Here is a 24,630-nt window from a genome sequence, read left to right as displayed (position 1 = left end):
AAAGCTATTAAGATGTAATGACGTCCTGTGGATAACACAAAAAGATATCCACAGAAAAACCGCATTAACAGGCAGTAAACATAAGGATAATGCTGTAAACTAGTTGTAGAGCGGGTTACAGGGCTTAAAAATGTCAAGGAGTTATCCACATGGTTGTGTATAACTCCTTATAATTTATATGTTCAAAAACCTTCAGCATGTTTTTTTATTTTTGAGGAAAAATAAAAACAGAAAAAAATATTGCAGAAAAAACTTAAAACTAAAAAATGGAGGATGAGTAAAATGTTAAAAGTAAAAGATAAGATGACCAAAAATGTTGCTTATGTATCACCAAATACTTCTATTACGGAAACAGCACAACTTATGCAGAGGCATAACATTGGTTCAGTTCCTGTGGTAGACGATAATAACCTGGTAGGGATTGTTACAGACAGAGATATAGTGGTGAGAAATATTGCCCAGGGTAATGATCCAAGATCTACACCTGTAAGTGATATAATGACAACGAATGTAATAACCGTTACTCCGGATGCGGATATGGAAGAAGTAACAGCAAAAATGGCAATAAATCAAATAAGAAGAGTTCCTGTAGTTGAAAATAACAGGCTTGTAGGAATACTTGCAATCGGAGATATGGCAACCGACAGGAGATTCAATATGGAAGCATCCGAAGCTTTATCGGAAATTTCCAGGCCGTCAAAACCGGAAATGATGTAAATTGAAAAAATTTCAGTCTATTAAATTTTTATAATTGCAAATAATATATATGTACGCTTTGCAAATACAAGCGTAAAAGAAAGGGGGATTAAACTGTGGGTAGACGCAGGAGTTTAATGTCGGAAGAATTAAAGGCTGAAATAGCTAAAGAACTTGGAGTCTACAACACGGTTGCTTCAGAAGGTTGGGGCTCCGTATCATCAAGGAATTGCGGAAATATTGTTAAAAAAGCCATAGAAATGGCTGAAAGGAGCTTTAACGGGAAATAAAGACTCTAACGTTAAAAAAGAAAGCCGATAGTTATCGGCTTTCTTTTTTAACGCTTGAAGATATCACTTTTTAAAATTATATTTAAATATATAAATTAAAAATTATAGCAGAATATCATCTAAAGTACTGAAACACCAACAAAAACCTCGAATTCTTATTATTTCAGTTCTGTTACAAAATTTTTACACTTATACACTATCTGTTGACGATTGAAAAGCCCAATGATATAATTTTTTTGAATTCATTATAGGCGAGTCCCGCTTATGGTGAATAAAAAAGGCTAAAAGTTGGGTTATTACTACAAGGGGGAGAGGGGTAGCCCGACTTCAATAAAAACCAAACCTTTTCCCCAAAAAAATGACAAGGAGGATTTGAGAGTATGAAGAGTCTCAAAAAGCTATTGGCGGTACTGGTAGTAGTAACTTTAATGGCTGGAATGATAGCAGTACCGGCATTTGCAGCATCCTTTAAATATGAGGATGAAGCAAAAGTATTATATGACTTAGGCCTCTTCAAAGGTAAATCCGAAACAGAATACAAGCCTGCCCTTGAAGAACGTCTTCTAAGGGAAGAGGGTGTGGCACTTCTGTTAAGGTTATTCAAACTTGAAGAAGAAGCCTTGAAGATGGACGAAAAAGAGGCAAAGGACCTTCTCAAACAGAAGTTCAAAGATGCCGACGATATTGCAGCATGGGCTGTTAAGTACGTCGCTTATGCTGTAAAGAATGGAATTGTGGCAGGAAGGCCCGATGGCAAATTCGCACCAAAGGATAACCTTATAGGAAGAGAATTTGCAAAGATGGTCCTTGCACAGCTTGGTTACAAACAAGGTGTAGATTTCGACTACAAGTTTTCAACAGTTGAACTCTCTAATGCAAGCGGTCTACCGAAGGCTGAAGCTTCAAGGATGGATGAGGCTGTGCTTCTTAGAGATGATGTTGTTGGAATGTCCTTCTATTCACTTTTAGCTGAATATGTTGCCGGAACTAATAAGGACAAGACAGTTATTGAAGTAGTCGTCGGCAAAGACGAAAAGATGAAAGCTATTGCAATTGAAGCAGGGTTGATGGAAGAGATTAAAATTGTAAAATTAGCATCGTTAGAAGAAGTCAAAATTAAAGTTGGTGAAGAACTGACGCTTCCTGCAAAGGTTAAGGCAACATACAGCGACGGAAAAGTTGAAGATATTGCTGTAAAATGGGATGTCTCAAAAGTTGATACAACTAAGGCGGGAGAATATAAAGCTGTTGGTACTGTAGAGAATTTCGAAGGTAAGGTAGAAGTAAAAGTTACTGTTCTGCCAATAGAACTTGTTGCTCTTAGCGCAACTGCTGGAAACATGAAGGAGATTGTAGTTTCCTTCAATACTGAGCTTGATGCAACAACTGTGGTTAAGGATAATTTTGCTGTAGCAGGACAGACCGTATCTTCAGTTGCATTGTTAGACAGCAAGAAAGATGTACTTGTTACAATAGCGGGTAATTTCTCACCCAACCCGAGTGATTTCGAAATCACTGTAAAGAATGTTAAAAATATTTACGGCAAGGCAGTTGCTGAAACTAAATTAACAGGAAAAGCTTTTGATGTAACTATACCTGAAGCAGTTTCAATTACGTTTGTAGGACCGAATGCTGTAGAAATTGGATTTAGTGAATATTTGGATCCAACAGTATTGGGTTCAGTAACTATTAACAATGGTATATATGGAGTTAACTCAGTAGCAGTTTCTGGCAAAAAGGTAACTGTTGAAATTGGAACTAACCTCCCGGATGGCAACTATTCATTCAAGGTTCAAGGATTTAAGGACTACGCAGGTTTCTTAATGCCGGTTAAAACCTTTGACGTAGCTTATGCGGCAGATAAGACAAATCCGACTGCATCAATTAAAGAAGCAACCCAGACATACGTTGTAGTGCAATTTAACAAGCCGGTCAAAGGGATGACAACAGCTGACTTCTATCACACTTATACTGCATGGCAACCCCTTGAATTACAGTCCGGAGGAGCTGTATATGATCCAACCAAAGCTGTTAGTGAAATTAAATTAGTATTTGTTGATGCTCTTAAAATTACTCCAGCAGGAACTACGGCATCAGACAGACCGGTACCGGTAGGGAATACCAGTCTTGTAATGAAGAAAACTGATTCTATAGTTGACCTGTGGGGCAACAAACTTGCAGGAGACATAACACTTCCGCTTTCAGTTACAGCAGATGTTACAGCACCTGAAGTAACTAATGTAGAAGTTGTTGCTGAGAATCAAATAAAAGTAACTTTCAGCAAAGAAGTTATTACTCCTACAACCAGCAATTTTGTATTCAAAACAGCAGCAGGCGATGCTGTATCAACTACGTTTACTGTAAGCTATGCAAGTAAAGTTGCAACAATTAATTTCGCAAGCAAGCTTGCGGGCGGAGTTTATACTGTAGAAATTAAAGATATAAAAGATACAAGTCTTGCTGGAAATAGCTTAGTACCTGTAGTAAAAGAATTAACTATTACTGATAAGACACCGCATGACACTAATGCAACAAGAGTTGAGTATATTTATACTCCAGTGGATGCTAATGGTGACACTAAAAATGATAACCCGTTCACAATGTATATTTACTACAATGAAAAGATGGCTACTGAGGGCGCAAATTCTGTTCTGAATGCAGATAATTACCGTATTAGCTATGACGGTGGCACAACATATAATAAGTTCCCGTCTAATACAAGCCTATCAGTATTCATTGATTCATCCAGAATTAAAGTAGTAATTCCTGTAGGAAGCTTTACGTATAATGATCCTCCAGATGCGCTTCTTATAGGTAGAGTTGCAGATGCTGCAGGAAATCTTGCTGATGTTCTAACCTACAGTGTAGCTGTTACTACACCGGTTGCACCACCTGCTATTCAAGAAGTACAGAGCATTAGTAAAAATACTATAAAAATGATACTTTCAACCGAATTGAAGTCGATCAATGCATCAAAGATAGCAATATCTGAATCAACAGACCTGAGTGGACTTGACTTTACACAAGCTGCTAATATGAAGTACCTTGCAGCTGCAGCAAATTACGTTAACAAGGACGGAAAAGCAGAGGTTACAATAACTCTCAAAGCAGACAATAACCTTGCTGATACTGAATCACTTGTTGGCTATGTAAGACTGCTGGATGACAACAATATGAAATCACTTCTCGATATGCAGGCAGTACCAGGAACTTACGTGAAAAAAGTCGCTGGCGTGGGTGACTTCACAGCAACAGATAAGTTTGCACCTGCTATTCTCGCAAAGACTGCGATAGATGGTGAAAAGACGATTACAATTCAGTTTACAGAAGCTCTCGAAGAAGTCTCAGTATACAAATATACATTTACTGTAAAGAATAGAACAGTAACCGGTATAACAGCTTCTGGAGATACTGTAACAATAACATTAGCAGATAATAATGTTGCTGGTACTAAATACGAAATTACGCAAGTTTATCCAATAAAAGATGCTGCAGGAAATGAATTCAAAGCTACTTCTGTAATAGAAGTTACAGCTACAGCAGCACCATAATATAGCAATAAAAAAGGAATAAAAAAGAGCCCCTGAATGCAGGGGCTCTTTTTTACTTAAATTGACTGTTAAAATTTATAATGGTATAATGTTCTTAAAAATGAGCTTCGTAGAGGTTAGTCTTAGCAATTACAGGGGGTTTATACATATGATATGTGGCAAGGTGTGGGGTATTCTGAACAAAAATAAAAGTGTTTTAACTTTATACATAACAACAATGTTTATCATCTTCACAATGTTTCCCCAAAATATAAAATCAATATCCCAAATAAATAAGACTGAGGCAGAAATATGTGAAATACTTGGTATTCTAAAAGGTGAAGGTTACGGTGTAACCGAAGAATATTTATCTAAAAAAACCCAGAGGCTTCAAGCAGCTATCCTTACACTGAGGCTTTTCGGAGGCAGTTGTGAAAAAGAAGCACTTGAATATAAATGGACGGATAACTTTAAAGATGCATCAGATGTGCTGTGGTTGCAGGGAAAAAATATAATGGCATATCTTAAGAAAAACCCCCAATTTGGGTGGAGAGGCGATCAAAACGGTAAATTTAATCCAAATGGTGAAGTAACTCCGCAGATGATGTATAAAATTCTTCTTGAAGCATTAGGTTACAAACAGGACTATGGTAACGGAGGTGACTTCAAGTGGGAAGAAGTATTAGATTTTGCATTCTGGGTAGGTTTATGGGATGTTTCGTACAAAGATGTCCTTACCAACAGGGATGTTGCAATTGCAATTGTTGAGGCTCTTCAAATACCTATGAAAGATTCTAAAAAAACGCTATTGGAGAAACTTATTGAAGATGGTTCAATTGATAGAAACAAAGCAATTGAAGCAGGTTTGATTAAAGATTATCCATTAATAGTATCAGTAAAGGAAGTAGATTTAGGGGTTGTTGATGTAGGTGAATATCCAATTATGCCATCACATGTTACTGTAACTTTAAACGATGGTACAAAAAAAGAAGCAAGTGTCGTATGGGAAAAAGAAATAGATAACACACATGAAGGAATAAGAACTATAATTGGAGATGTTGAAGGGACGGATATAAAAGCATTCGCTACAGTTAAATTTGTTTCAAAACCACTTGAGGTGTTGGATATTTCAGCAGATAATTTAATAGAAATAAATGTTAAGTTCAATAAACCAATTGACGTGATAAAAGCAAAAAACAGAAACAATTATAATGTTAAAGTTGACGATAAAAATATTGAGATTAAGGATGTATTGGTCTCAAAAGACAGGAAAACAGCCACATTATGCTTAAGCAACGCGGTTGAACAGCAGAAAAAAGTGCAGGTAACTGTTAAGAAAGAAATTGGAATTGAAAAAGATACAATAAGAACAATAGATAGCATATTAGACATAAAACTTCCTGAGGTAGAGGAGATTAAGGTATTGGGAAATAGAAAAATACACCTTAAGTTTAGCGAGCCGGTTGTTAATGCCGATATTTCTACAAACTATATAATAAATAATGGCACTTTACAAGGCTATGTAACAAGAATTGACAATAGGGTATACGTATTAAATATCATCAATACTTTAAGTTACGGAAAGCACACGCTTGTAATTTCCAGGGGTGTTCAAGATTATGCAAAATATCCCCTGAAAGTAGATACAATAGAATTTGAAGTAGTGAAGGATGAAAGGCTTCCGGATATTGACAGCATAATAAGCGCAACACAGACAATGGTTGTTGTCAGGTTTAACAAGCCAGTCGAACCGTTATTGAAGGAAAAAATAGTTTCCGCTGACGGAGCAAAAGTTACAGATATTAGATACCAGGATGATTTTCAGACCTATGAAATCGAATTTGAGCGTACTGCAGCAATAAGGGAACAAGGTACGGAGATTACCATTTTTGACGTCTTGGATTATTACGGAAACAGGAGAACAATAAAAATTAACGTAATACCTGTAGTTGATAAACAATTGCCTTTTTTTATAGGTTATAAGGTTAAGGACCAAGACAAAATCATACTTGAATTTTCCAAGGATGTGGTTCCCACAGGTGCTACATATGTGCTTAAGGATTCGTCGGGCGAGGTTATAAATATAAATCAGGTAGGCTGGCATATTGACGAGGCGGGAAATATCGCCAGAAATAAAGTTGTGCTCCAAAGATACAGAGGAGAGTTGTTTGAGCCGGGGAATTATACCTTGAATATACAGGACGTTGTAGATTATACTCCACGGGAAAATCGCATAGTTCCAGTAGAAATAAGCATAAAAATAATTGATAATATTAGTCCTGAAGTAAAAGAAGTAAAGATAAAAGACAAAAAACTATTTATTATTTTCAATGAAAAGTTGAATTATGAAACAGCAATAACCAAGAATAACTATTCGTATTTGAACTTTAGTAACTATGTATCAGTTAAGCTGCCTGACGAAACTGTAATAGAATTATTACCGGACAAAAAAACTGTAGCGATTACCTTTCCTGAAAAGTTTGATATGAGAAATATAGATGTGCTGCAAATTTCGTCGGTATGCGATCTTGCCGGAAATGTAATGAATCCAAAGGGTATATTAGCGCCATTTGGTGTTGTAGATTCGCCACCGAAGATAATGTCAGTTTCAGTTACAGGTAAAAACACGATTGTTCTTACCCTAAGTAAAGATATTAATCCTGAAACCCTATCAGCAAGTGATTTTGTGGTTATGGCAGGCACAGAACATCTAAGCATAAAGGCAATAGATTATGATACTTCGAGTAGAAGAATTAGTCTTACGCTTTACGAGTATTTATCAAGCAGTGGTCAGTACGAGGGTAAAGACATTACTGTGATGACGTCTGCAGGTAATATAAAGACTTCGGACTTTTATGGCCAGCCAATTCAAGGACTTGCTCCAACCAAAGTAGAGGATAAATTCCCCCCATATGCTACCGGTATGATAATTCAGTCAATTGACAATAACACCAATATTATAATATCACTCAATGAAAACATAAGATCAGCTAATGGTTCAGGAAAACAGTTAAGCTCAAATGAATTAAGCCAGTTTATTGTTTTGGTAGATGAAGTTGTAAGGCAGGTTATTTCGTCAAAATACGAAACATCAACCAGTACAAGCGCGGCAAGGATAACTCTTACTATTGCCGGAAATCACGCAGGTAAAAAAATAAGAGTACTATTTTTCGCCGGACCTAATAATACTCTTACGGATTATGCCCCAACAGGTAATCCTCTTGCCAACTTTGAGCTGCCATAATGAACTGGCGTAATGATAAAAATAAAAGGGCATAAATTTGAAGGACATAAATTTGATTTATAACAGGAGCCTTGATTGTTTATGTGCAGAAGTATGGATTATAGAGGGATATTAGGACTTTGCTTAAAAATCAATGTAAAATTCCGATTATTCGCAAGCTATTCGCAACTGATTGTATTACAATATTAAGTTATATGGTATAATATATTTAAGTAAAGGTTTTGCTTTAGATTAGATGGAAGGAGTTAGAGATTATGAAATTTGTTAGAAAAGTTGCAAATAGTGATGTATTGGCTAGTATAATAGATATTCCGGAAGAATTAAGAAGTAAAAAAGTTGAGATAATCATATTGCCATATGAAAATATGGAGAATATAGATTTAAAAGAGCAGAAAAAGAAAAGAGTACGGGGAGCGCTAGCAAGATATAAAAATGAAGAGCTTCGAGAAAAAGAAAATGAAGCTTGGGCAAATGCAGCGGTGGAAAGATATGAAAATAATTGATGCAAATATAGTTTTAAGGTATCTTTTAAATGATACAGAAGAATTAGCAGAAAAAGCTACGGAGATATTAGAAAACAATGAAGTATTTGTTCCAAAATGAAGTGATAGCTGAAATTGTATATGTGCTTGAAAAAGTGTATAAAGTAAAAAATGATGAGATAAGCGATACCTTGAGAGAGCTTTTTGAGTACGGAAACCTAGAAGTTGATGATCTTGAAGTATTAAAAGAAGCATTAAGTCTTTACAGCAAAGGGAAATTAGATTTTGTGGACACACTGCTTTATGCTTATCATGTTACCGGTCACTCTTTTTGATAGGGAACAAATTTATACTATAGCAAGTCTAATGTTATTGCAATGTTAATTTATACAACTATATTACAATATTATGACATTTTTGTTTTAAAATACACATTCAAATTGTTTTAATTAATTGATATAATATAGCTATAGAAGAACAAGCTTACAAAAAACTGACGGCTTTATTACAACTTAAAATGTTTGAGGGGGTTATTGAGTGGGTAAAAAAATACTCATTGTTGAAGATGAGAAAAACATTGTAGATATTATCAAACATAATCTTAAAAAAGAAGGCTTTACTACAATTGAAGCATATGATGGCGAACAGGGGCTAGAAATGGGCCTAAAAGAAAATCCCGATCTAATTTTACTGGATATTATGTTACCTAAGATGGACGGGTTTGCTGTATGCAATAAGTTGAGACAGTCAATCAACACTCCTATTATTATGCTGACAGCCAGAGAAGAAGAAGTGGATAAAGTACTCGGCCTCGAATTGGGAGCCGATGATTATATTACAAAACCTTTTAGTCATAGGGAACTTATTGCAAGAATAAAAGCAAACTTGAGAAGGTCTGATATTGATGATTTGCCTGTAAATAAAACCGGTGGCACCATTAAATGCAGTGACCTGGTAATAGACATTGGCCGTTATGAGGTCATTCGAGGAGATTCTGTAATTGAACTTACGTTGAGAGAATTTGAACTTGTTAAGTTCCTTGCACAACGCCAGGGACAGATATTTACAAGAGAAGACCTCCTGGAGAAAGTATGGGGATATGAATACTATGGAGATGTACGGACAGTTGATGTTACTGTCAGAAGAATAAGGGAGAAACTTGAAAAGGATCCTTCTAACCCACAATATATTTTAACCAAGAGAGGCGTGGGATATTACTTTAATAAAGACAGTTAAGAGATAAGAGAGGTTGCACATGTCTTTAGGTTTTGGAAGCCTACAATGGAGATTGGTGAGTATTTTTATAATACTTACGATTTTTTTGATAATACCTGTGGGATTGTTCTTGAATAGGCAGGTAGAAACACAGAACTATAACAGCTTTAAAACTGCCATTGAAAGAGGTTTTGACAATTGGTCCATAAGAGGTGATTCTACCCTTGAGGACATGTTGGAATACCTAAGTGTAAATAAAGGCAGGAATGCCATTACTGAATTTGCTATACTGGATGCCTACAGAAGCTATACTGTTATTAATAAAGAAAGCTTAAATGTTGAATATTCTTCCGACAGGTACTATAATGCCGGGAATAGTAACGGAAAGCTGTTTTTGAACGAAATATTAGGTTCTGATAATTTTATTGCTGTTTTAAACGGCGAAATTAAAGGAGATAAAAATAAGCTGGTCCATATAAATGGCAGGAAGTATTTTGACTACGCCAGGCTGGTAAAACTTGCTGATGGGGATTATATATTATATTTTAGATATGACAGTGAAGCCTGGAAAGAGACTTTGGCCGGTTTTAACAGGGTAATATTAAGCAGCTTGTTGTTTTCTATTATAATATCTCTTGTACTTGGCTATTTATTATCAAAAACAATTACATCACCTATAATTAAAATGATGCATAGGGCAAGGCGAATTGCAGCCGGTGAATTTGACCAGACCCTGGAAGTAATGTCTGAGGATGAAATCGGCCAATTGACCAGGGCCTTCAATTTTATGGCTAAAAACTTAAAAGATACTCTTATGGAGATTTCCATGGAAAAAAACAAAATTGAGACCATTTTTAATTATATGACTGATGGTGTAATTGCTTTTAATTTAAAGGGAGAGGTTATACACATTAATCCTGCTTCAAGAAAGTTGCTTGGAGAAAAAGAGTTTAATCTAAACTTTAATGAATTTTCTGAAAAATATAAATTAAACATCAAACTTGAGGATATACTATACCTGGAAACAATTACAAGCAGGGAAGTTAATATAAGTGAAGGAGAAAGAATCTTAAAAGCATATTTTGCCGTATTTACCGATGAGAGCAAAAAGCCTGAGGGTATAATTACTGTACTTCATGATATAACTGAACAACAGAAACTTGATAACATGAGAAGAGAGTTTGTGGCAAATGTTTCACATGAGCTTAAGACACCTCTTACTACAATTAAAAGTTACACCGAAACATTGTTAGATGGTGATCTTGAGGATAAGGATACAGCTGAGAGGTTCCTTAGAGTAATAGATACGGAAGCTGACAGGATGACAAGGCTGGTAAAAGACCTTTTACAGCTTTCAAGCCTGGATAACAAACAAACTAAGTGGAATATGAAAGAGGTATCTTTTGTAGATATTGTAAAGTCTTCGGTTAATAGAATGGAAATTGAAGCCAAAAATAAAGGCCATGAGCTTGAGTGTTACGTCATTGGAGAAATACCACCTATAAAAGCCGATAAGGATAGAATGGAACAGGTTATTTTAAATCTTTTGAGTAATGCAATAAAATATACTCCCGAAAACGGTAAAATATCAGTCTATATCGGCAAGACTTATACCGAGGTATATGCTAAAGTGATTGACAATGGCATAGGCATTCCTGAAGAGGATTTGCCAAGGATATTTGAAAGGTTTTACAGGGTGGATAAGGCGCGTTCGAGGGAAATGGGGGGTACAGGATTAGGACTTTCCATTGCCAAGGAAATAACTGAAGCCCATGGAGGAACACTCACTATTAGTAGTGAAGTGGGTAAAGGTACGGAGGTTTTGTTGAAACTTCCGGCAATGAGGACACTGATAGAGAGGGAAGAAAGCATTAGTTTAACCGGAAGCATGTAATTCATTTTTAAATACCATGTAATAATGTTGTAATAGAAAAATTGTATAATTTATCTTAGAGAAGTATATAATTTTGTTTATTTATTATTAATAATTAGGTATTTAAAAAATTTGTTTCCGGGAGTAAATATAAATGCGAAAAAAGTTAGTTTGCATACTGATAATTTTAATACTTGTCCTATTCACAGCCATGCCGGCTTTTGCTTATCCTGCGAATGGTTCCCAGGCTCCTGGGTCAATGGCGGATAGCCCGAATTTGCGGGAAAACATTCAGAATGAAGGCATAATAGGTGATGCTGTTTATATAGAGAAAGACGGGGAAAATGAAAAAGGAGAAATAGACCCCTTAGAAAAGGTATTACAGGAAATAATTAGCAATAAAGACATAAAGGAAACGGAACAGTTCCTTGTCACATTAACCAAGCCTGCTTCAAATCAAAACGTCGTATTTAAAAAATTAAACATAATATGTGGTGTTGCAAAGAATGAGATAATAAGTGAAGAAGAAGTAATTATAGTTATTTTAGCTAGGTATAATGAAAAGACCGGTTTATATGAAGAATTCAAAAATACTGAGGGAAAAAGCAGATGGAATATAGGGGTATTTGGCTTGTTTACGAAAGAAATTGAGCTGTTTGAAGGAATTAACAAGTTAAAGGTTATTGCTTTTAAGACACCGGCAAAGATCGTAAAGTTATTGAATTTGAATATAGATGAAAATGGTGAGACAAATCCCGAAGCTGAAACTGGAACAAAAGATAAAATTCAAGTGGGAACCGAAAAGGAAATGAAGGCTGAAGATATAAAGCTTGAAGCAGGTAAGAATTTACAGATAAGTTTTCTTACAATCAATGTTCAAAATGAAACAATAAAAGATAAAATAATAAACACGATGGTAAAAATATCGGATGTCTTTAATAATATATTTCCTAAGTAAATAACCGGAGTTAAAGAGGAATAAATGATTTATATTAGCAAGGAGAAGGTTAAATCCATTGTACTCGCTCTTTTAATATTATCAAGCATTATACAGGTAGGAATCCTGTGGGTTTATCAAAGTCATAGGCTTCCTTTTAATTTTTTTTCTGTGGTTTTCAACAGAAACAATATGAATGATACAACCGACATAGGAAAAAAAGCAAAAAATGAAATATTTATTCCCTATAGGATAATTGCTTCAAATGGTAATGATGCCCATTGGCTTATAAAAGAGGAGGAAGACATTTTTTATAAATTATGGGACGAGGGCCAGGAATACCTGAAAAGAATTCTTAGTTCGGATAATGTTCAAGCTGTGAATGTTAATATGTGGGATAATTTGGTGGTAAGAAAAAGCTTTTTATTTGAATTTAGAGCCGGTATAAAAACAAGTCTTGTAAAGTGGTTTCTCAACATTGCCGGAACTTCTTCAGAACATCCTGAAAGCATCTATAAAATATTAATATTACCGGATGAAGATATTAATAAAAATAATACTGTTTACATATTAAGCGAAAAAAACCTTTATAAATATGTGTTTCCCTTTCAAAAAAATGATATGTCCGTGGAAGACTATAATGGAATAATAAGGCAGCTCGAGGCAGATAGAAGCCTCGTACAATATAACATTATAAAAGAAATCGACCCCGAAAATAAATTTCCATTTAAAATTCCTCCTGATGTTTTATGTGTTGTAAGCGGTCCAAAGTACCGTAAGTTTACTACTGTTACATACTCTTTCGGAGAAAAGGTTTCAGATATTGAAGAGGTAGCAGCCATAATTCTTGCAAATGAAAAAGAGAGCTATGATCGTTATATCGACAGGAATAATACCCTGGTATTTAAAAATTTAAACAATACATACAGGCTTTATAGCAATGGCCTTTTAGAATATAAATATGTACCTGGGGCAGGAGATCAGGAAAAGGGAGATATTGGGAGCGCCTTTGAAAAAGCATATATTTTTATTAGCCGTATAAAGAATTATTTAATGAATACCGAAGCTGGGCTACATTTAGTTAAAATTAAGGATGATAATCCAAACTATTATGAATTTATATTTGAGTATATGATTGATGGGTACCCAGTATATATAAGCAATAATATAGAAATGAAAGAAGAGGTCGAGGAGAAAAAAGGGGCTCAGTTTAAAAACGCTATTTCAATAAAAGTAAACAGCAGAAGAATAATAGAAAGTAATTGGCTTCTTATTAATTTTGATAAAAACAGGGACAATAGAGAATACAATGTTTATTTCGAGGATATGTTAAACGAAATCTCCAAAAAATATAGCATACAACGTTTAAGTGATTTTGCTGTTAAAAATATTATGGTTGTATACATGATAGATTCAGGTATAGGCAAAAAAATAGGTCCCGTGTGGGTAGTTGAAAAACCTGATGGCGGTTATTACAATGTACCAATGATTCAAAAAAAGGATGATTAAATGTGGACTGGTCAAAAGCAAAAAATATCCTGATAATTATTTTTGTTATACTAAATGTATTCCTGTTAGTTTATTCAGGCATATACCGGGAAAAGACCAATGTTTCAAAAGAAGAAGTTGTTACTGTTATAAACATACTTAAGAAAAATGGAGTGATAATTGACCCTGCTTGTGAAATACCAACATATAAAAAAAATACTTCAATGCTTGTATTTGAAAATGGCAATATCAATAAGCAAAAAATAATAGATAAACTTTTTGGCAAAAACTATGTAGAATTAAAACAATTGGATGAGAAAAAAACAATTACAGAAGGAGAAAAAAGCCTCACTTTTGCAGAAGGTTGTGCGTTTACGTATAATAATACAAACCCGTCCGATAATATTAACATTAGACAGGAAAAAAGCATTGAGAAATATTTGAGAGATTATCTTGCAGATATGGGTATAAACATGTCCCGATTTATTCTTGACAAATATATTAGAAATATAGATAATACAGATACATTGATTTTTATAGAAAAATATAAAAATTTTCTTATCTATGAGAATAGAATTAGTATAAGTATTGCAAAAAATGGTATAACAAATATTACCTTGAATATAAAAAAAATCAAAGGTTTTACAAAGGCGCCTTCGCCAATTATGCCTGCACACCAGGTCCTTCTAAAAAGTTTCTACAACAAAAAAGGCGTAACTATTAAATTTATTGATATTGGATTTAAGGGCTTTGAAAATGAAGATAATGGACAGGAAACCAAGGAAATTTCTCAGGGTCCTGCATGGAGGATAACTACTGCTGACGGGCGGGAAGTATTCTTAAAAGCTTATGATGGTGAAGAAATCAATTGACTTCGTCACTATTATTATTTTTATATAGAATATTTAATTATATAGAATATAAAGAATATAATAGAAAAAATGCCGGTTCATAATATTGTATTTTATCCCAAAAGAGTGATATAATTAATAATATGATTATGAAGTTTGTATGAGGTTATGAAGTTATTGCAGTTTAAGAGTATTTCCTTGTTTAAAGCAATAAATAGAGTAACAAAAGATAAACAAAAGATAAGAGAATAGGTGGAGAACGATGTATGGAAAAATTTATTATTAACGGGCGCAGGACCTTGAATGGAGATGTTTATATTAGCGGTTCAAAGAATGCGGCAGTGGCTATAATACCAGCTACGCTTCTTGTAGATGGCAAGTGCAGGATAGAAAATGTACCGGATATTGGCGATGTCAAGATCTTGACTGATGTGCTTATTAGTCTTGGTGCAGAAGTTGAGTTTGAAGATAGGAACACTGTTCTTATAAATTCCAAAAATGTAAATTCATTTATAGTTACATATGATATGGTAAAATGCCTTAGGGCATCATATTATCTTATAGGCGCAATGCTGGGGAGGTTCAGGCAGGCACAAGTACCATTCCCTGGGGGCTGTGATTTCGGATACAGGCCGATTGACCAACATATAAAGGGGTTTGAAGCATTAGGGGCACAGGTTGACATTGAGCATGGAATTATTAGCGCAAAAGCTGATAAGTTAAGAGGTGCCTCTATTTATCTGGATGTGGTCAGTGTAGGGGCAACAATTAATTTAATGCTTGCTTCAGTAATGGCAGAGGGAACTACGGTAATAGAAAACGCAGCGAAAGAGCCACATGTAGTTGATGTAGCAAACTTTCTAAATGCAATGGGAGCAAATATCAGGGGTGCTGGTACTGATGTAATAAAAATAAGAGGTGTGGACAGATTGAAAGGGGGAGTAACCCACTCGATCATACCGGACCAGATAGAAGCGGGCACCTTTATGATAGCCGGTGCTGCAGCGGGAGGGTGTGTTACTGTAAAAAACATTATACCAAAGCATATGGAATCTCTTACGGCAAAGTTAACTGAAATGGGGATTAAAGTAGAGGAGATAGAGGATAGCTTAAGGGTAACGGGTACGGACAAAATACTTAAGGCTAATATTAAAACACTTCCATATCCCGGATTTCCCACCGACCTTCATCCACAGATGGCTTCCCTGCTTTGCCTGGCAGATGGTACAAGCACAATTACCGAAGGGATTTGGGATTGCCGTTTCCAGTATGTAGATGAGCTTAAACGTATGGGGGCTAATATAAAGGTGGAGGGAAGGATGGCAGTTATAGAGGGAACTTCGAACCTTACCGGAGCACCGACCAAGGCTATGGATTTACGGGCGGGAGCTGCCCTGGTAATAGCAGGGCTTATAGCAAAGGGCAAGACAGAAGTACATAATGTATATTATATTGACAGAGGTTATGAAAACCTGGAAATTAAGTTAAAGGAATTGGGAGCAGATATTAAAAGAAGTAAGGTATAAAAGGTATAAGGCACAATAAGAAGGTACAATTAAGAAGGTATAATAGCATTAGGCATAAGATAAAAATAAAGTTCAATTTGGGGGTTACTGATGATAAAATTTTGCAGCTTGTTTAGCGGAAGCAGCGGTAACGCTATTTTTTTGGCGACAGATAAGTTAAAGATATTAATTGATGCAGGCTTAAGTAAAAAAAGAATTGAACAAGCCCTTATTTCAATTGGTGAAAATCCGGCTGATTTAACTGCCATACTGGTTACTCATGAACATAAAGACCACATAAAAGGGGTGGGGATTTTATCTAGGAGATATAATTTACCGGTATATGCCAATGAGATGACATGGAGTATTATGGAGGGCAGCATTGGGGATATTAGTATAGAAAACATAAAGTGTTTTAAAACAGGTACTATCTTTGAAATATGCGGACTGGGCATAGAACCGTTCTTAATTCCCCATGATGCCGGTGAACCTGTTGGGTTCAGTTTCTATTACGGACGCAGAAAAATAACTGTTGCAACAGATATAGGGCATGTGAATGTTAAACTTACAGGGTACCTTGAAGGAAGCGACCTTCTTCTTCTTGAGTCCAATCATGATATTGAAATGCTAAAAGTAGGGCCATATCCTCAGTGGCTGAAAATGAGGATTTTAGGGGATATGGGACATCTGTCCAATGAGAAGGCCGGTGAAGTAATCGCTGCAATGGCTGAAAAAGGCACCAGGAATTTTTTGTTGGGGCACTTGAGCAAAGAAAACAATTTTCCTGAGTTGGCCTATCAGACCGTTTACAACGCTCTTGCCCAAAACAATATTTGTGTAGGGAAAGATGTAACCCTGGATGTAGTGAGAAGGGACCAGGTAGGCAGGGTTATATGTATGGATATGTAAATTTTTGTGGGCATGGGCAAATTTGCATAGATAAATTCAATGGGTAAAAATGCATATAAAAGAACTAGGGATTAGTGAGGTTTATATCAATGGTAATTGCAGGTATTGTTGAAAATTATGAAAAGGCCTGTATTGACCGGAAAAAGGATTTTGCCATAATGAGAAGGAGCAACAGAAAAGTTATGACTATGTACCTGGGAGGTATTTATATTGAATGCCTTCTTAAGAGTGTCATTATAAAGAAAAAGAAAATTGAAAAAGCGGTAAGCGTTCGGGAAAATAACAGAATAAGGATTTATTGGTATAGCGAGTCCAATTATCGTAAATTGCAAAGTATCCCAAAACCTTCGAAAAACGATTACATAAATTTACATGACGGATTTAACCCTGAACATAACCTGATTTCTGCATTGAAGCAAATAGAAGAGTTGAATAGGACTTTGCCGGCAGAAGGGGTAAAGAAACTGGAGATGCTTAACAGGCCGGTAAATAATAAAAGCTTTACTAATATAAGATACATGTATGATGATGAAATTTCGGAAATACTATATAATGAGTGGGAAAGCAATTTCCTATATTTTATGAACTTCTTTAATAGAATGAAAAAGACCTTCAAATTTTAATCATTTAGAGTGAATTCGAGAACTCGTTTCCAGTAAATAAATGGAAGCAAGTAACTGATAATTAATTGATAATTAACTAATAAAAGAGAGACATAAAGAATTAAGAAATTGAGAATTAATAACAAAAATAGCAATATGTACCTTGAAAAGAGAATAGCAAAGCTAACCTATTGAAATAAGGCTATAAGAAGATGGTTGGATATGCTTTTGTTATCGAAGCTCACATGTTATACTGCCTGAGTTAATGTGTTTTCAAGCAGTTTAATAAAGCTGAATCCTGATAATTTAAGCCTTGCATCCAGCAATATGTTAATTGAGTGAATAACACTCCACCAGAAAATACGTTTTTTACCTCTGGCATTAGCGTCCTCAAGGCCGTAATCATTAAGGATTCGTTTATTTACTCTTTCTGAGGTAGTTCGAGTTTTCATATGCTCTTTCCATTCATCACTACCGCGGGGAACAATGGTAAATAAGCGAAGATCCCAGGTAGGCTTTATATAAACACATCGACCATAGGGAGAAGGAGAACAATGTTCTTTGCAATCACAGGAGTCAATCCTACCTAATGCAAGAGGACAGCGATATTTAATTCTGCAACGGTCATGATTGTATCCCCAGTTAACCATTGTATGACCAGCCATACAGATGGGAACACCATTTGAATCGACATTCACATGAGGAGGATACTGAAAGTTGCCTTTATTAGTTTCGTTTAAAGGGATAAAAGCCTTCATATTCCAATTATGGAGGAGTTCATAGGTAGCATAATTATCATGAGCACCATCTCCACAAAAGCTATCAAACCTGAATTCAGGATAAAGCTGTCTGGCTTCGGCAAGAGCTACAACAGCAGATACACCGTCGAACCGCTGAGCCTGAACCATCCGTAAATATAGAGGGAGGTCGCAGTTTAAATCTTTGTTGTATACTGAAAGAATATATTCCGTATGGCCGTAAAACCACTGTTCGTGGTAGCTATCCCAACCCCAGCGGGCATAGGGGTCGGAGAATTTACGTTTACAATCACAATTATGATTTCCATCTTCCTTGCAGTTGCAGACCTTAACGCCATAACTGCTGCCGCCGGAGTTAATACAAGTACCGTCGCCTGAAACAGGTATGTTTTGGATATCGCCATAAAGACCTTCTTTAGCAGCAGGTTCGACACCAATTTTGGCAAAGATTTGTTGCATAAGCTTTTCGGGTCTTGATTCAAAAGTTTTGCCCTGTAAGGCTAAATCAACGAATTTTTGTATAATACCTGGATGCCGGGGTGGCTGTTTCTTGTTCTTCCCGATTTTTTTAGAGGGTTTCCTATTAAAAGTGTGGGTAGAATGTTCGAATTCATATTCGATATCGGGATTTGCCAGCCACACCCGGTTTATAAGGTCGTAATAGGAACCGACACCATGTATGTCAGAGGGGTCAAGCCCAATCATTACACACAGGATATCATTGTGTTTAAGCAGATCAACCCACTTTGTTATACTATGTACTTTTAATTCTGACATGAGAATAAAAGAACGGATAAGTTCCGGTTGATTGATGGCAGGAGTGCCTGTGTGGGAATAGAACGGCTCAAGAATTGGCTTTAGCACATCAAGATCAAGCAAATACAGTTTTGATAAAGCCGATTCATATTGTGTAACCAGTTTAGGGTCATTGATAAAAAAAGGAGCAATGTTTTCAATAAGGTAGTTTTGATATTCGGCATGTGAATGCCATTTTCCTAACATAAATAACACCTCTTAATCAAGTAGTATGGTAAAAAATACCATCCACTTCGATTATTGGGGCGTTTTGAAAAAGTCAAGGTAGATTGCTACCATTAATGTTATATATTAGGAGATTTGCTGGAAAAAATTTTAGCTTAATTGCAGTTTTTTTGGGGGTGTTGCAAAAAACAACATCTATTGAAAGTTAGTTATACAAAGTATTATGAGTTTTCGAAATTATTCATTTAATTATTGGAGGTGTAGAGGTTGAATATCAATTTAAAAGAATACCTGGAGAATAGGCTTAAGGTCGAATATGCAAAAGGTGAAGAAGAATGGGCTGATGTTTATATTACCCCACTAAACAGAATTGATATAACTATAGTAAGTAATGGGGCTGAACTTTTAGATAGCGTGGAAGTAAGTAATTTTGTATTAGATGCTATAAAAGAGTATGTAAAGGAATTTGCAGAAGCTGACGCCGGTAAATACAGCATAGGGTTCGTGGAGTTTTATACTGTTGAAGAAGCGTATGACTTGGATATACATAAGCATGAAATAAAAAAGAAGCCAATTACGTGGTCGGATGTAGTAAGTTTAAACAAGGAGTTTCAAAACAAGGAATCCGACAGGCCATATAGGGTAATATGTTTTTATTCCTATAAAGGCGGTGTGGGGCGTAGTACAGCATTAGTACAGGTTGCATACATCCTGGCCAAGCAAGGGCGAAATGTAGTGTTGATCGATTTGGACATTGAAGCTCCGAGCTTTCACTTGATTTTCAAGGAATGGGTTGATGACCCTGTTTACGGGGTTAAATATGGTTTGGTGGATTACCTTTATGAAAGAATGGTTAATGCTGACCCAAAAGACAACAAGATTCAAATTTCAGATATATTTGTGCCAATTCATTTTGACGAAACCCTGGAGGGTAACATTTATGTTTTTCCTGCGACCAGGAAACTGTCATATGAATATATTTTTAAACTCACCCAATTGCAGTCTAACATTATTTTTGAAAACCGGTACATGGAAGAAATCATGGACAGCCTGGAAAAAAGTTTAAAATTTGATACTGTATTTATTGACTCAAGGACAGGCATAAACCAGTGGGGAGCTTTTTCCATGTTGGGGTTTGCAGATCAGATTATGCTGATAGCTTCTCCTAATGAAGAAAATATTGAGGGTTTATCAAGTATTATAGATTTAATGAAGAGGGCCGGCTTGGACAATTATGTAGTGGCCATGTCCAAAATTGAAACTGATAACAGGGGAATCAGACTGGCACGGCAATATTTTGACAAATTGAAAAGTGGAGGACAGGAATTTATAGGTATAGGATATAATCCGGCCATTGCCGTTACCCAAAGATACCCGTTTGTAGATATATTAGAACCATACAAAATATTAAGCGATTATATCATCGAGAATCAAGTAGTAAGCTCCAATAGGGAATTTATAAAAAACACAAATATTAGAGAAATTATCGCCAAGATGATTAAAGGTAGCGAAACTATAAACGGTGACGATACTGAAGTTATAACAAATTCCGAGAAAAAAGTGTTGACGGACGCAAACATAAATATTATTACCGGTGGAAAAGAGAATATTAGCCGCCTTTCAAGATTGTTTAAGAGATACTCCTCAAAGAAGAGAAGGGAATTTATCCGTGAAGAAAACGGCAGAAGTGTTATTGTTTATAAAGAGCTTGTCCCTATCTTTGAACAGGAGCATTATCAGGATTTTGGCAGCTTTCTTAGAAGTCATGGGTATATGGCTGATTGTAAAGATAAGTCGAGGGTATGGCTTGGCTATTTGCTATATCTTATAAATAAAAATTTGGAACAAAGTGAGCAGGAAAGAGATCAGGAAAGATTGGAGGAAAAGAAGCTAAAAGGTTTCCCAAAGCTAAAAGGAAAAGGACTAGATGAGTATATTGAATTTATGGTGGGTTCTGATGAAGAAGACATTATCGGTATATTGAAAGATGCAGTATCGGGGCCGGTAACACTTTTTGATTCTTATGAAAACAAGCTTGAAAATATTACAGGTTCTCAAGATATAGTAGTATCCATGTTTAATATCCATCAAGTAGTTGACTCAATATACAATAAAAACAGCAACAAAAACAATACTAGTTATAATGATGATGGTGACCGCGGAGACTATTCCATTCTTAATCGCTATGAAAAAGAGCTTGTTAAGGGTTTGGCCGAGTGTATAATATTTTGCAAAAAACATGTCCCCAGCATTAGAATATTATTTGCGCACAGCTATGATTTTGTTATTGAACACCAGGAAGAACTATCAGGGCTGAAGGGAAGCCGCATAGATCTGGAATGGAAGGAAGACGATGTAAAAAAGCTGGTTATGAGTTATATTAACATGAATTTGTTTAAAGGATATGCAGACTGGATACTAAAAAATGAAAATATCTTTGGTAAACTGGTAAATAATGATTACCATGAAGGACGTGTTTCCTGCCGGGAAGAATATGAAAGAGAAATTAAAACTTTAATGGATAGCTCCGTTTTCAGCGAGAAGGTCCTGGATTTGTTCTGGGGAATCAGGACAAGTACAAAAAGATACAGTGAACCTATGATTACATGGTTTTATGATCAACTGAAAAGCCTTGGAGAAGTTAGTGATGGTATGGTAATAAACATAATTAATATGGCTGTTGATTTTGAAAAAAAGGGGGAGCTTGCTGAAAGTGCCCACGAAGGGCACACTTCCAGGGACAGGCTTATAAGCCTGGATAGTTTTAAGAAGGCTTTTGAGCAATACCATAGAATCAGTTCTCCAGCATTTTCTTAACAAATTCGGGGATAGAAAAGCATTTTTCAAGAATTTCTTTATTTACATATTTAGTTTCCTTATTGAATTTTGATGGATTTGTGTGTTCGTACTTTTTTGAAGCAAGGGTAAAGCTCCACATACCGCCGGGATATGTTGGAACAACAGCTGTGTAAGGTTTTGTTATGGGGAAAAGGCCGGATAACCTTTTATATGTTTGTTTCATTGTTTTTAAATGAAATATTGGCGACTCGCTCTGACAGACCATGAGGCCATCATCTTTTAAGATATTATAAAGGGATTTATAAAAATCCAGTTCAAATAAAGGTATTGCGGGTCCAACAGGGTCGGAGGAGTCTACAATAACTACATCATATAAATTTTCCTGTCGGGTAATGTTTCGCACAAAATCCAGTCCGTCCTGATAAATAAAATTAACTCTGGGATCAGATAGATTGCCTGATACCTCGGGTAGGTGTTCCAAACAAACTTTTACAACTGTTTCGTCGATTTCTACTATATCAATGTGTTGTACCTGTGAGTATTTGGAGATTTCTTTTGCTGCACCACAATCACCCCCGCCGATAATCAATACCTTTTTTGGGTTTGGGTGGATATTCATGGGGATATGTGAAATCATTTCATTGTAGATAAATCCGTCAGCAGATGTAGTTTGGACTATGCCATCCAGCACAAGCATCTTGCCGAAATCATAGGAATCAAGAATCATTACATGCTGGAATTTGGACTGTTCACTAAAAATAATTTTTTTAATTTTGTAGGATATTTTTAAATTGTTAGTTTCAAACTCGGTAAGCCAGAATTCGTTGTTGATTTGTTTTATAAATTCCGGGTATCTTTCCATTTCAACCTCCTTATAAATTTATACTTAGTAGCCTGTTTCGGGTATTGAACATAATTGCCTAACTGTATTATACTACAAAAATCACATAAATTGTGATAAATATGCAAAATTGTAATAAACTTAAGCAATGTTGCTGTTCTTTTCTGTTCTCTTTGCTGAATCCAAGGCAGCATTTATTTCGCTGCCTAGAATAATAATTATACTATTCCAGTAAAGCCAAATAAGAAGCGCTATTACACTGCCAATACTGCCGTATGTATTAGTGTATAGACCAAAACTGTTTACATAGTAGGAAAAAATAAGAGATATTATTATAGAACCGGTTGTGGAAAACACGGCTCCGGGTATTACTTCCCGGAATGTCATGTGACGGCTGGGAATATATCGGTAAACGGCTATAAAAACCATAAAAATAGTAAATAGAGGTATAAGATGTCTTATAATATTCCATGCAATTCTGAATACACCCGGTAATCCAAAAAAAATAAAAAGATATTTCCATAGCATTTCTCCCATGACCAGCATGACCAAAGAAAAAATTAATACTATAGCAAGTGCAAGGGTGAATATTATGGAAATCCATTTAACCTTCCAAAATGGCCGGTTTTCCTTCTGATTATAGGCTTTGTTTATACCTCTGATAACTGCAGAAACGCCATTTGAGGCTGCCCAAATTGTTGCCAGCATACCGAATGATAGTAAGGTTTCATTTTTAGTACCGCTCGTTCTATTAATGATTTCTTTCAACAGGTTGTAAGTGGTTTGCGGCAATAGAAGGGAAAAATCATTAAGTATTTCGTTGCCGGTAAAAGAAGTATAACTTAGGAGAGCAAGTAGAAAAATTAAAAATGGGAAAAAGGATAATATCAAATAATATGTCAGCTGGGCAGCTAATGCTGGAATATCATCATCGAAAAACTTCCGATAGAGTAGTTTTATGAATCTTATGGAAGCGGATAATTTAACAGCCTGCTTTTTATATTTCAACTTCTTTCCACCTTATATTTCAGTGTGTGTTCATGGCTTTATGGTTTTATAGACTTATTATATTTCAAACATAAAATAGTATACGAGTTATAATTATTGGCCTGAATGAAATGATAGGTTCAGTTAAAGATTGATCTTCACCAGTTTGTACAGTTATTGTTAGGTAGTGTCAAAAGATTTATGAAAAACGTTTGTTCGGATGAATATTCAAAGGGTAAAATATGAAAAGGATTCTGTATATTCATGCATTAAATTTACAGAACATTCCATTTTGTCTTGGCGGAGAGGGAGGGATTCGAACCCTCGGTACAGTTTCCCGTACACGTGATTTCCAGTCACGCCCCTTCGGCCAGCTCGGACACCTCTCCATACTCCATAATTTGCAATCCGGTGTTTAAATTTGCATTTTAATTTTACGCATTCTGCATCAATTGTAGCTACATAGAATATATTATAGAAATTTCTTAATGATGTCAATGGAAAAAAATTATCTACAGAGCTGAAGCATGAAAATTTTATTCTTATCCATTAATAGTGGCTGCGTTAGTAATTTTATCCAATTATATAATAATATTACATAAATTTAACCATACGTTTAAGTCATCGGATAACACTATAACC

The 24,630-nt window shown here is 35.5% G+C and carries 17 protein-coding genes, 1 tRNA gene and 1 pseudogene; 15 read left to right on the top strand and 4 right to left on the bottom strand.

All coding sequences use genetic code 11. The annotated features are described in order from the left end of the window. Positions 1-282: 282 nt before the first annotated feature. The 14 genes and pseudogenes from HPY74_08950 (at position 283) to HPY74_08885 (ending at position 17,643) form a co-directional block, all read left to right on the top strand. Positions 283-717: a CBS domain-containing protein gene (locus HPY74_08950; GenBank protein NSW90783.1), complete on the top strand. Its 435-nt coding sequence runs from the start codon at positions 283-285 to the stop codon at positions 715-717. Positions 718-812: 95 nt separating this feature from the next. After that, complete coding sequence (locus HPY74_08945; GenBank protein ID NSW90782.1) at positions 813-986, top strand: small, acid-soluble spore protein, alpha/beta type; 174 nt, start codon at positions 813-815, stop codon at positions 984-986. Between the two features lie 380 nt (positions 987-1,366). Then, the gene (locus HPY74_08940) at positions 1,367-4,537 is read left to right on the top strand and encodes an Ig-like domain-containing protein (GenBank protein ID NSW90781.1); all 3,171 of its coding nucleotides are present in this window, start codon (positions 1,367-1,369) and stop codon (positions 4,535-4,537) included. Between the two features lie 148 nt (positions 4,538-4,685). After that, positions 4,686-7,760 (top strand): Ig-like domain-containing protein, encoded by a 3,075-nt coding sequence (locus HPY74_08935; GenBank protein ID NSW90780.1) that lies wholly within the window; start codon positions 4,686-4,688, stop codon positions 7,758-7,760. A 254-nt stretch (positions 7,761-8,014) separates the two neighbouring features. Continuing rightward, entirely contained in the window at positions 8,015-8,263 is a 249-nt protein-coding gene (locus HPY74_08930) for a hypothetical protein (protein ID NSW90779.1), read from the top strand. Beyond that, positions 8,250-8,577 (top strand): annotated as a pseudogene (locus HPY74_08925) (PIN domain-containing protein). Before HPY74_08930 ends, HPY74_08925 begins: the two are co-directional and overlap by 14 nt. Before the next feature lie 202 nt (positions 8,578-8,779). Next, on the top strand, positions 8,780-9,478 hold the full coding sequence (locus HPY74_08920) for a response regulator transcription factor (GenBank protein ID NSW90778.1): 699 nt from the start codon (positions 8,780-8,782) through the stop codon (positions 9,476-9,478). 19 nt (positions 9,479-9,497) lie between these two features. Then, positions 9,498-11,351, top strand: a complete 1,854-nt coding sequence (locus HPY74_08915; protein ID NSW90777.1) for a HAMP domain-containing protein — start codon at positions 9,498-9,500, stop codon at positions 11,349-11,351. A gap of 133 nt (positions 11,352-11,484) precedes the next feature. Next, positions 11,485-12,288: a hypothetical protein gene (locus tag HPY74_08910; protein NSW90776.1), complete on the top strand. Its 804-nt coding sequence runs from the start codon at positions 11,485-11,487 to the stop codon at positions 12,286-12,288. Positions 12,289-12,312: 24 nt separating this feature from the next. After that, a complete protein-coding gene (locus HPY74_08905; protein NSW90775.1) occupies positions 12,313-13,776 on the top strand; it encodes a hypothetical protein in 1,464 nt (487 codons plus the stop codon). 2 nt (positions 13,777-13,778) lie between these two features. Then, positions 13,779-14,627 carry a two-component system regulatory protein YycI gene (locus HPY74_08900; GenBank protein ID NSW90774.1) on the top strand — a complete coding sequence of 283 codons (849 nt, stop codon included), beginning with the start codon at positions 13,779-13,781 and terminating at the stop codon, positions 14,625-14,627. 245 nt (positions 14,628-14,872) lie between these two features. Next, positions 14,873-16,132 (top strand): UDP-N-acetylglucosamine 1-carboxyvinyltransferase, encoded by a 1,260-nt coding sequence (locus HPY74_08895; GenBank protein ID NSW90773.1) that lies wholly within the window; start codon positions 14,873-14,875, stop codon positions 16,130-16,132. A gap of 90 nt (positions 16,133-16,222) precedes the next feature. Further along, a complete protein-coding gene (locus HPY74_08890; GenBank protein ID NSW90772.1) occupies positions 16,223-17,020 on the top strand; it encodes an MBL fold metallo-hydrolase in 798 nt (265 codons plus the stop codon). Positions 17,021-17,109: 89 nt separating this feature from the next. Continuing rightward, the gene (locus HPY74_08885) at positions 17,110-17,643 is read left to right on the top strand and encodes a hypothetical protein (GenBank protein NSW90771.1); all 534 of its coding nucleotides are present in this window, start codon (positions 17,110-17,112) and stop codon (positions 17,641-17,643) included. Between the two features lie 227 nt (positions 17,644-17,870). On the opposite strand, the gene HPY74_08880 is transcribed toward HPY74_08885, so the two are convergent. Next, positions 17,871-19,382 (bottom strand): transposase, encoded by a 1,512-nt coding sequence (locus HPY74_08880; GenBank protein NSW90770.1) that lies wholly within the window; start codon positions 19,380-19,382, stop codon positions 17,871-17,873. A gap of 246 nt (positions 19,383-19,628) precedes the next feature. Here HPY74_08880 and HPY74_08875 point away from each other — a divergent pair, with 246 nt between their 5' ends. Further along, on the top strand, positions 19,629-22,178 hold the full coding sequence (locus tag HPY74_08875; GenBank protein ID NSW90769.1) for an AAA family ATPase: 2,550 nt from the start codon (positions 19,629-19,631) through the stop codon (positions 22,176-22,178). Here HPY74_08875 and speE read toward each other — a convergent pair. From speE to HPY74_08860, 3 genes are all read right to left on the bottom strand, one after another. Beyond that, on the bottom strand, positions 22,156-23,022 hold the full coding sequence (gene speE / locus HPY74_08870; protein ID NSW90768.1) for a polyamine aminopropyltransferase: 867 nt from the start codon (positions 23,020-23,022) through the stop codon (positions 22,156-22,158). The two genes, HPY74_08875 and speE, sit on opposite strands and share 23 nt — an antisense overlap. A gap of 120 nt (positions 23,023-23,142) precedes the next feature. Beyond that, positions 23,143-23,970 carry a YihY/virulence factor BrkB family protein gene (locus HPY74_08865; GenBank protein ID NSW90767.1) on the bottom strand — a complete coding sequence of 276 codons (828 nt, stop codon included), beginning with the start codon at positions 23,968-23,970 and terminating at the stop codon, positions 23,143-23,145. Between the two features lie 316 nt (positions 23,971-24,286). Continuing rightward, positions 24,287-24,377, bottom strand: a tRNA-Ser gene (locus HPY74_08860). Positions 24,378-24,630 lie beyond the last annotated feature (253 nt).

The organism is Bacillota bacterium (assembly GCA_013314855.1).
Lineage (GTDB): Bacteria > Bacillota > Clostridia > Acetivibrionales > DUMC01 > Ch48.
This window is presented reverse-complemented; position numbering and strand designations above follow the sequence as displayed.